Raw genomic sequence first — 9550 nt, 5'->3', positions numbered from 1 at the left:
ATTAATTTCGACCAGATCCAAAATTTTTTCAAAATTAGCGGTTAATTTGGATGATATATCAATTAATACATTAATTGATTTAATTGTGGCATACCCTTCACTTTTGAAAAGACCAATAATTATGGATGACCGAAGGATACAAGTAGGCTATAATGAAGATGAGATTCGCCGTTTCTTGCCTCGAGACGTTCGTCAACGTGAACTTTTTCGTGCAACCTACAAAGCGGATTTTGAAGAAGCAGCAAAAGATTTAGTTGTTGAGGAGAGTTAATGTCTATTTTCCTTAAAACTATTATTTAAAATTTTAATTAGAAAGGTAGTGTGAATATGGAACGAGAGCGTATCAATGAAAACACAATTCGTGTAATGATCAATAATTCTGATCTTGAAGATCGTGGTATTTCTGTAATGGAATTGCTTGGCAATCATGATAAAATCGAGTCCTTCTTTTACAACATTCTTTCTGAAGTTGATACAGAGCATGATTTTGATGATGATGATCAAGTTTCATTTCAGATATTACCCAATCGTAATGGACTGGAACTATTTATTTCCAGATTAGATTCCGAAAATCAAGTTGGTGATATTCTCAATAACATTATGGATTTTGCAAATAAGAAAAATTCAGACATTGATGATATTTCAGATGAGCGTCGCACTGAATTACGTCAATCTGACGACGGAAGTGTTAAACACCCAGTGATACCCAAAAAATCGGTTACAAAAAGTTCTAACAGCTTTGAGAAAACAATTACGATTAAATTATTTAGTTTTGAATCGGCTATTGCAATTGCCAAAACTTTTGACGCTAAAAATTTCATATCGGATCTGTACCGATATGATAACATCTTTTTCTTACAATTAACGCCTAAAAATGATGACTTTAGCTGGGAAGAACTGAAAGATAAATTGGCAATTGTCTTTGAATATGGTAATTTAAGTGACGTTAATAATGACGTGCTTAAAGAACATGGTGAACCAGTCATGGTAAAGAATGCTGTAGATCAATTAAATCAGTTATTTTAATTAGGCGCTTGCGTCTTTTTTTGATACAATAGTATAAGATTGATTTAGAGGAAGTATTATGACGAATATTTTAATGATGATGGCAACCGTTGTTGTGTTATGGATTTTGTTTGCATTTGGTGGATGGTTTTGGGTATTTTTGTCAGCCAAACAAAATGGCAAACTTTTAAAGCCGGAAGACTTTGCTGCTAAAATTGATTCGGACAACGGTCAAATAATTGATGTTCGTGAGAGCGAGCCGTATAAGCGCTCTCATATTATGGGTGCGCGCAATATCAGTGCCATGAATTTTTTGCAGGGTAAATCCGGCTTACGGCAGGATCGTGATATTTTTCTTTACGATGATAATTTGCGAAATGTGGTTCGTGTTGCTAAGTCACTGAAAAAACAGGGCTATGATAAGGAAAAAATCTTCATACTACGTGGTGGCTTTAGCCGTTATGAGGGAAAAAAGACGAAATAAAAAGAACCGCTTGCTAAGCGCGGTTCTTTTTAGTAACGTGATTGATGCGCAGCAACGCTACGACGAATAGCAGCTTTTGACACTTGATTATATATCTCTTCCGCTTTTTCCTGTGGCTTAATCACAGTTTGACGATATCCCAATGCTGTACCTGCGGCAACGATGGCAGAACCAATTACGCCAACAATAACACCTAATCTAAATGATTTCATATTCTAAACACTTCCTTAAATTCTTAAGACTTCTTAAATACTATTATCGACTATTTTCTTTAATTTGTAAATAAAAAAGATTGGATAAATGATGACAGAAATTATTGCACATCGTGGCTATCGTCTAGTCGCACCCGAAAATACACTCCCTGCCTTTGAGGCAGCCTTAGCTTTTCACCCTGATATGCTTGAAATGGATGTTCATAGAACGCTGGATGGTAAATTAGTGGTTATTCATGATGAGAAGGTAGACAGAACAACTAATGGAACAGGTTATGTCAAGGATTTGACATTAGCCGAAATTAAGGCGCTAGATGCTGGTAGTTATAAAGAACCCAAAATCTCAAATGTAACTGTGCCAACTTTATTTGAGTTTTTGACTTTCTTGAAAGAACAACAATTTAATCAAACATTGTTACTAGAAGTTAAAACAGATCATGTGACGTATCCTGGCATTGAATCCGAAATTTTAGATATGGTCGAAATTTTCAAGCCGAATTATCCTATTATCTATCAGAGTTTTAATTTGGAATCATTGAAAATAATTAGAAAACTAAAACCTGATGCCGAAATAGCGGCACTTGTATTTTGGGTGACGCCTAAAGTTTTATGGTTAAAATTTCGTGGGGTTTTTGATTACATTCATCCTGACATTAGAATACTAAATAGGAAACCCGCTTTTTTTTGGCGAAAAAATGCGCACATCCGACCTTGGACTGTGGATAAAGAAAGTGATATGAGACGTGTTTTTGAGGCAAATATTCCGGGAATTATTACTAACCAAGTGGCCTTGGCAGTTAAAATGCGTAAGGAAATACAAGAGCATGAATAAAATAATAGTCATTACCGGCCCCACAGCTTCGGGCAAGACAGGCGTGGCAATTCAGATAGCAGAGCAATTTCATGGTGAAATAGTGTCAGCAGATTCAATGCAAATTTATCGTGGCTTGGATGTAGGAACTGCTAAACCAACTGTTCACGAACAAGAAAAAATGCCACATCATCTCATTGATGTCGTGAATATGACAGATAGCTTTTCCGTAGCTGAATTTGTTGCCCTAGCGGACGAAATCATAGAAGATATTAGCAATCGTGGTAAGTTACCAATCATCGTTGGTGGTACTGGTTTTTATTTGAAAGCTTTGCTTGGGTTACAAGCATTGGAATACAGTCCCAATGATCCTAATTTGTCATCTGAATTAGCCAACAAAACACTACCGCAATTAGTTGATGAATTAACAAAAATAGATGATGTTCTTGCTAAACGCGTTGATTTGAATAATAGGCAACGCGTGATTCGCGCAATTCAAATAGCACATCAAGGACATAAACAACAGACAACAGTAAAGCGGCCGACATATGATGCGCTGATTGTTGGATTAGATTGGCCACGCGAGACATTGTATCAGCGAATTAACCAACGTGTCATTAATATGGTAAGTGAAGGTATTTTAAATGAAGCACAAGCGATTTTAAACGCCGGTGGAGAGACTTTGCAGGCAGGGAAGGCCATTGGGTACAAGGAGTTTTTTGGTTACCTAAATGGTGAAGAAAAACTTGACGAAGCCGTAAAACAATTACAGCAAGATTCCAGACGGTATGCTAAAAGGCAATTAACCTATTTACGCCATCAATTACCGGGATTAATTTGGATAAAAGGTGAAAATGCCACACCTGACTTAAAAAAAATGATTCGCAACTGGTTATAGACAGCTGTGAATCATTTTTCATTGATAAACTAATAGCATTGAAAGCGCTAGTAGGAAAACGTAAATCATATTTTGCCAGTTGCCAATACGCGCTTTAACAAACTGTAAAACGAAAGCAAACATGCTAAGTATAAAAATAACAATCGTCGTAGCACCAACATGGTGACTTAACAAAGCGGCCCAAAAGAGGCCAATTGACAACAAACTAAGTTTTCTGCCATCTGGATTTGGCATAATGATTGGGGTGAAGTAAAAGAAAAAGGCAAAAAGCATCGGTAATAATTGAATAATAAACTTCTGCGTTAAATAATTATTTTCACTGTAAAAAATAGCAATTGGAATGGTAAAAGTAGCCAAGACACTCAGCAAAATTAATCCCAAAATATTTTGTAAACCCAGCCACAACTGTTGGACTGCAATAAAAAAAGCAACTAAGATGAGTAATAATAACCAAATTTCGTGACGTGCTTGAATAAGTGAGTTAAATGTGAATAAAATACTGAAAGCAAAAAATAAATAGCTTAACAAACTACGAAAATTTTGTGTCATCATGAGAGCTATGCCAATAGCTATCGTGATTGTGTAGCCAAATAAAGGTGCTAATGCCCACGTTAAGTCTCCCTCAAGGTCTTGCGTATGCATTAGCGGTAAGCGCCACCAAACGAGGTTGAGGGAGATAACAATCACAATCAGAGGGACCCAAAAACGCCAATCTTTCAATTTTGCCGGTGAAAAGTTTTCGAGGATTCTCTTGTCTCTGGCATCTGTGCTCAAACGTCGTGGTAAAATGGTGCCATCTGGCATTCGTTGAGATAGATTTTGTTGTTGGTAGTAGTCTTGATCCATAGCTAATATTGTACCGTAAAAATGGACAAATGACGTATCGTTTTTATGACAGAATTGTATCATTATCAGCCAACTAATCAGAAAGCACACGTAAATAACCTATAAGTCGGTTGAATTATACAAGGAAGTTTGTTACAATTATCAGTACAATTTAAAACAGCTATCAAGAGCAGGCGAGTGATACAGCACTTTGACCCTGCACCAACCGGCGGCAGACTTAACAATTTGCAGTGTACGGTGGTAATTCTGTACAGATAGTCGTCACGTTAGCGTGTTCGACGATGTCGAGCGCGCTTTTTAATTTCGGCTTTAGCTTTTTATTTTGCAAAACTGGTGGCGACCTTACGCAGGAGAATATCAATGACAAAATTTTTCACTTCAGAGTCTGTCTCAGCTGGACATCCTGATAAAATTGCAGATCAAATTGCGGATGCAATTTTGGACGCTGTTTTGGCGCAGGATCCTTATGCACGATCAGCTGTCGAGGTGACAACATCAACGGGAGATGTATCAATTTTTGGGGAACTATCTACTAACGCATATGTTAATATTCGCCAAATTGCCACAGACACAATTAGAGAAATCGGTTATGATAAAGCAGAATTAGGTTTTACAGCAGATTCTGTTAATGTTTCAAATAAGATTGTTGAGCAATCATCTGATATTGCGCAGGCAGTAGATAATGCTGATGATGATCCCGAGCAATTAGGCGCTGGCGATCAAGGCATGGTGTTTGGCTACGCAACTAATGAAACAGATAGTTATTTGCCATTGACTTTGGCATTATCACATCGTTTAATGCGTCGTATTCGTGATGTACGCGAATCTAATCAGCTAAGTTACCTCCGTCCAGATGCGAAAGGTGAAGTAACTGTTGAATTAAATGATGACAACCAAGTGCAACGGATTGCTGCAGTGGTTATATCGACACAACACGATGACGCAGTATCACTTGAGACGCTTCGTAAAGATGTCCGTGAGTTGGTAATCGATAAGGTTTTGCCACAAGAATTAGTTGATGATCAGACAAAATATTATATCAATCCATCAGGTCGATTTGTTTTGGGTGGACCGCAAGCTGATTCGGGGTTAACAGGTCGTAAAATTATTGTTGACACCTATGGTGGTGCGGCGCACCATGGTGGTGGTGCTTTTTCTGGAAAAGATGCGACAAAAGTGGATCGCTCGGCCGCTTATTTTGCCCGCTATGTGGCTAAAAACATGGTTGCCGCAGGTGTAGCTGATCGACTTGAATTGCAAGTTGCATATGCAATTGGTGTAGCTGAACCTGTTTCACTTAATGTTGAAACATTTGGCACTGCTAAAATTAGTGACAATAAAATTACTGAAATTATCACACAATTATTTGATTTCAGACCATTAGCAATTATTAATCACTTAGATTTACGTCGTCCTATTTATAAGCAAACTGCCGCTTTTGGTCATTTTGGTAGAACGGATATTGATTTACCTTGGGAAGCTTTGGATAAAGTTGAAGAAATTAAAAGCTTGCTCTAATTCATGTTAAAATGATTGTATGGGTAAAAAACAATCAACAATTCAATTTTTGATATTTGGCATGGCTATTGGTGAAAGTATCGCGTCTTTGCCTGCTAATGATCAAGATAAGGTGTTAGATCAACAATTTGATAAGCAATTGGAGTGGGGAACACAGGTCAGCTTATCATTAGCAACAACGGCCAGTTTAACAAGAGGCTATCAGTTGGCCGATGTTATGGCTCACTTACAGAACTGGTACCAAAGACGGCAGTATGCGCCTGTGGGGACACACCAAAGCGTTGATGACGTCACAAAAAAAGCATTAGATAATTATATAAAAAATCGTGATATGCTATCTGCCGGTGTATCAGATGATGCAGCAGATAGTGATAACATTTTGGCACGTATGTTGCCGGTGGCACTTTACTTGCATCACCAATATGGCACTTCTTTTGTTAATGATGAAACAGCGATGATGCTACTTCATCGTATTGCCGGTTTAACGCACAATGATGAGGGCGCCTTAGTGACAGTGGGTATGATGAGCCTAATCCTGAGCCAAATTTTAGACGGCAATAATTTATCAGATGCTGTTGAAAATGGGTTAGCTTTTGGGTTTGAGTATTACTCACGGCACCAAGTGTTTGTTGCTGAACTTTCTGCGTTTGATGAGCTTAATTTGCCGGATTTTAGAAATATTCCGGCCGAAAAAATAGTATTAGATGGCAAAGCCGCTTCTACCTTAGAGGCAGTCATTTGGAGTTTGCTGAATAGTCACAACTATACTGAAGCGATCAAAAACTCATTGGTTCATGGTCATGCTAATAGTGTAGTTCCAACTTTAGTTGCCGCCATGGCAGCTGTTTACTATCATGATGAAATGGTAATCAACCTCAGTCAAAAATTCGTGGCACGCCGTTTATTGGCGACGATTGTGTCACAAGCTGAGCGTTCCGCTCGTTTTAATTGATATTTAAAAATTCCAAGTCGTGAGATGACATCTCATTGACTTGGAATTTTTTTATTCAAATCCAAAATGGATAATGTTCAAATTTTAATTGAAAATCGTAGCTGCCATTGCCTAATTCTTCACCGTCAACTTGGCCGGGTTGAATGTCACGGACATGAATAGAAGCATTTTGTGACATTTTGATATGATGAACCTTTTTGAATTTGAGATGTCTGCCATTTCTTTTTAAAGCAATAAACATTGCTACAAACTCAGCAAAACTCATTTTCTCTGCGATAACCAAATCTAATCCAAAGGTTGTGAGCTTAGCTTCAGGCAAAATTGCGATACCACCACCAAAATAAGCGTGGTTAGTTAATGTCAGCAAAAAAACACGCGGAAAATTGAGGTAGTCATCTCCTGAATTAATCGTAACAGGAAAACTCTTTTGATTTGTAAATACCTTGAGAACAGAAAAAAGATAGCTCAATGAACCTAAACCAATTTTGTTGAGACGGGCTTTCCATTTATCATGATTGGTTTGTGAGACGACTGCTGCATCGAAACCAATGCCTAAATTATTGACAAAATACCTTGTTTGTTTTTTTGGTGCATCACCAACAATTTTGCCGACCGTCAGTAATTGCGAGGATCTAATTTTTGCTAGTCGTGACAAAGATTCATTGGCATCACCTAATTGTGCCGCACGAGCAAAGTCATTGCCAGATCCATTGGGTAGATAAGCAATGGGCAGTGGGTTTCGTCGTTTAAATTTGAGTAATCCGTTGAGAACTTCATTTAATGTACCGTCACCACCAATCGCCAATATGACATTGTCTGAAGGAATATCAGGTAAATCCTTAGCTAATTTTTTTGCAATACGGGTTGCCTGTCCTGCAAAAGTTGTGTCTTGCCATGAGACAAAGGTTAGTTGAGATTTAATTGTTGAGATTGTTTCTTGGTGGCGTCCACTGCCAGCAAGAGGATTGTTAATAACATAGAATTGTGGCATTGACACGCTCAAACTTTCAAACAAATTAATTTTATTGTAACAAAAAAAGCCCGTTAAGGCTATTTATCAAACGATAAGTACGGTTTTTAGGATGTTTTTTTAACCAAGAAAATGGCGTAATTGGGCCATGCGATTGATGAGTGCTGTTACGGCAATTGGTGCACCGTCCTTAATTTGCACAACTTGTAGCGCAATTTCTGCATGCTGTTTTTCTTCTCTAGTTAGCGGTTGGAGTTCGAAACCAAAGATATTTTGCAAAATCAAAATATCTTCTTCCACTTCAGCCCAAGCTGGACTCTGAGTTTTTAAGATTTGTAGGGCATCCATGTTGACATAACGAGCCAATTCTCGGAAGTCCTGCTTCATACTTGGATAATGTCTCACAAAAACACCAAGATGGTCAGCATTAAGTTGTTTCAGGGCACGCCCGAAACCAATAAATTCAGGGGGAACACCAACAGAATAGAACGCACCTGTGAAGTTAATTGCTCGAGGCAATTCGATGCCATCAACAGAACGCGAGTAGCCAAGAACGCCAACGTGTTGACGGCGATCGCGGCGCTTTGGGAACGCCTTGAAAATTGGTTGCATACTTGGCACTAAGTTATCTAGCGTATTTGAATAATATTTAGCTGAAATTTCAGCAACTTCGGCTAATATTTTTTGGTCTTCAGGGTTTATTTTGAGTGGTTCGGCAACTGGTAGTTCTGCTTTTAATTTGGCAATGGCGGATTGGACATCCTCCAATGGAAAATCATAACGGAAAGCTGATTGGACTGTCGCTGTTCTGACACCGGGAAATTCTTTGACATAACGATCAATACGACGTGGTGATAGACCACCTCTAAAAATAGCCGATCCTGTTCCAGAAATAGGATAGATTTCAATGTTTTCTTGCTCAGCAAACTCATGTAATCTTGCAATTGCTAATTTGTTACCTGTAATCGAACTCATAAATCCGGCAGTCAAGGCTGAATCAGATCCTGCCAAGAACACACGTAAATACTTTGGTCGGAAACCAAAATGTTCTTCATGGAGTGTTAAGTATTCTTTTAAAATTTCCGGTGCATGTAGTTGCGTATCAAAATCTTCAAATAACGGAATCATTTCGATATAAGGTGTGTTTTTATCTGAACGCGTGAACTCTGCTGTTTTGAAATTTGCTAATTTTTCAAATAAAAGTTGCATTTTTAAAATTTGGTCTGCACGTTGTGCCATTGGCAAGATGGCTTCAAATAAAGGCCGAGTGAAGCCAAGATCATGTGCAAAATCTTCGGAACTCAAAAAGGCGGTCATTGCTTGCATCAAGTTGTAACCTTTTTCTTCCCAAATATTTGGAAATCGGAATGTTAAAAACTTGTCTCGTCCAATTTGATTTTCCTTGAAATAGCCATACTCTGAGCTAAATAAGCGATCAATGACTGCGGCATCGGCATGTTTACCTTCCCAATCCCACATATATTCGTCAACATTTAATTCACTAAAGTTTTCAAATGCTTCGCTGGTCTCACGATAAGCGCTGATGAATGGTTGCTGAGAACTGTCCCAGAAAGGTGCATTAGCGTTATCGGGATGCTGTGTACCCATGATTGTAGGAATTTTACGTGTTGTCATGATAGCTCCTTAATGTTTTACTTACAGTATTGTAACATATTGCGTTCTAGGTGTTTTGAGAATATGCTAGTTTTTTTCCGAATAATTACGTATTTGTTTTTGTAATGTCTGTATTTTGTTATGATGGGACACATAATGTTTGGAGTTGGGTACAAAATAATAATAATAATATTCAAAAAGACAGTCAAAAACCACCAAATTATTAAAATTTAGTGGTTT

11 protein-coding genes and 1 riboswitch (1 of these 12 running past the window's edge) are annotated in these 9550 nt (G+C 38.0%); of the genes, 7 read left to right on the top strand and 4 right to left on the bottom strand.

All coding sequences use genetic code 11. The annotated features are described in order from the left end of the window. The 3 genes in view from spx to ACI3ES_RS08365 are tightly spaced (at most 58 nt apart) and all read left to right on the top strand, a layout consistent with a single transcriptional unit that may run on beyond the window. A protein-coding gene (gene spx, locus ACI3ES_RS08375; RefSeq protein WP_114667483.1) for a transcriptional regulator Spx crosses the window boundary here: on the top strand, positions 1-271 show its 3' portion. The gene continues 164 nt to the left of window position 1, outside the view; 271 of the gene's 435 nt are visible here — the last part of the coding sequence; its start codon lies beyond the left edge, outside the window; it ends in the stop codon at positions 269-271. Positions 272-327: 56 nt separating this feature from the next. Then, on the top strand, positions 328-1026 hold the full coding sequence (locus ACI3ES_RS08370) for an adaptor protein MecA (RefSeq protein ID WP_114667484.1): 699 nt from the start codon (positions 328-330) through the stop codon (positions 1024-1026). Positions 1027-1084: 58 nt separating this feature from the next. Beyond that, positions 1085-1489 carry a rhodanese-like domain-containing protein gene (locus ACI3ES_RS08365; RefSeq protein WP_114667485.1) on the top strand — a complete coding sequence of 135 codons (405 nt, stop codon included), beginning with the start codon at positions 1085-1087 and terminating at the stop codon, positions 1487-1489. 29 nt (positions 1490-1518) lie between these two features. Here the strand turns inward: ACI3ES_RS08365 and ACI3ES_RS08360 are convergent, their stop codons facing one another. Beyond that, the gene (locus ACI3ES_RS08360; protein WP_114667486.1) at positions 1519-1701 is read right to left on the bottom strand and encodes a DUF3042 family protein; all 183 of its coding nucleotides are present in this window, start codon (positions 1699-1701) and stop codon (positions 1519-1521) included. Positions 1702-1792: 91 nt separating this feature from the next. Here ACI3ES_RS08360 and ACI3ES_RS08355 point away from each other — a divergent pair, with 91 nt between their 5' ends. Further along, entirely contained in the window at positions 1793-2533 is a 741-nt protein-coding gene (locus ACI3ES_RS08355; protein ID WP_114667487.1) for a glycerophosphodiester phosphodiesterase family protein, read from the top strand. Then, positions 2526-3410 carry a tRNA (adenosine(37)-N6)-dimethylallyltransferase MiaA gene (gene miaA / locus ACI3ES_RS08350; RefSeq protein ID WP_114667488.1) on the top strand — a complete coding sequence of 295 codons (885 nt, stop codon included), beginning with the start codon at positions 2526-2528 and terminating at the stop codon, positions 3408-3410. The genes ACI3ES_RS08355 and miaA overlap by 8 nt, the downstream gene beginning before the upstream one ends. Positions 3411-3428: 18 nt before the next feature. Here the strand turns inward: miaA and ACI3ES_RS08345 are convergent, their stop codons facing one another. Then, a complete protein-coding gene (locus tag ACI3ES_RS08345; RefSeq protein WP_114667489.1) occupies positions 3429-4256 on the bottom strand; it encodes a hypothetical protein in 828 nt (275 codons plus the stop codon). A gap of 157 nt (positions 4257-4413) precedes the next feature. Beyond that, a riboswitch (SAM riboswitch) is annotated at positions 4414-4517 on the top strand. Between the two features lie 99 nt (positions 4518-4616). On the opposite strand from ACI3ES_RS08345, the gene metK reads away from it, so the two are divergent. Both metK and ACI3ES_RS08335 read left to right on the top strand, forming a co-directional pair. Further along, complete coding sequence (gene metK / locus ACI3ES_RS08340) at positions 4617-5774, top strand: methionine adenosyltransferase (protein ID WP_114667491.1); 1158 nt, start codon at positions 4617-4619, stop codon at positions 5772-5774. Between the two features lie 19 nt (positions 5775-5793). Further along, the gene (locus ACI3ES_RS08335) at positions 5794-6726 is read left to right on the top strand and encodes an ADP-ribosylglycohydrolase family protein (protein ID WP_114667492.1); all 933 of its coding nucleotides are present in this window, start codon (positions 5794-5796) and stop codon (positions 6724-6726) included. Positions 6727-6781: 55 nt separating this feature from the next. On the opposite strand, the gene ACI3ES_RS08330 is transcribed toward ACI3ES_RS08335, so the two are convergent. Both ACI3ES_RS08330 and ppcA read right to left on the bottom strand, forming a co-directional pair. Next, positions 6782-7717: a diacylglycerol kinase family protein gene (locus ACI3ES_RS08330; RefSeq protein WP_114667494.1), complete on the bottom strand. Its 936-nt coding sequence runs from the start codon at positions 7715-7717 to the stop codon at positions 6782-6784. Between the two features lie 99 nt (positions 7718-7816). Next, positions 7817-9331, bottom strand: a complete 1515-nt coding sequence (gene ppcA / locus ACI3ES_RS08325; protein ID WP_114667495.1) for a phosphoenolpyruvate carboxylase — start codon at positions 9329-9331, stop codon at positions 7817-7819. Between the last annotated feature and the right edge of the window lie 219 nt (positions 9332-9550).

It is taken from the genome of Leuconostoc falkenbergense (assembly GCF_045801155.1).
In the GTDB taxonomy this organism is placed as follows: domain Bacteria; phylum Bacillota; class Bacilli; order Lactobacillales; family Lactobacillaceae; genus Leuconostoc; species Leuconostoc falkenbergense.
Note: the sequence above shows the minus strand (reverse complement) of the source record. Positions and strands in the feature narration are given on the sequence as shown.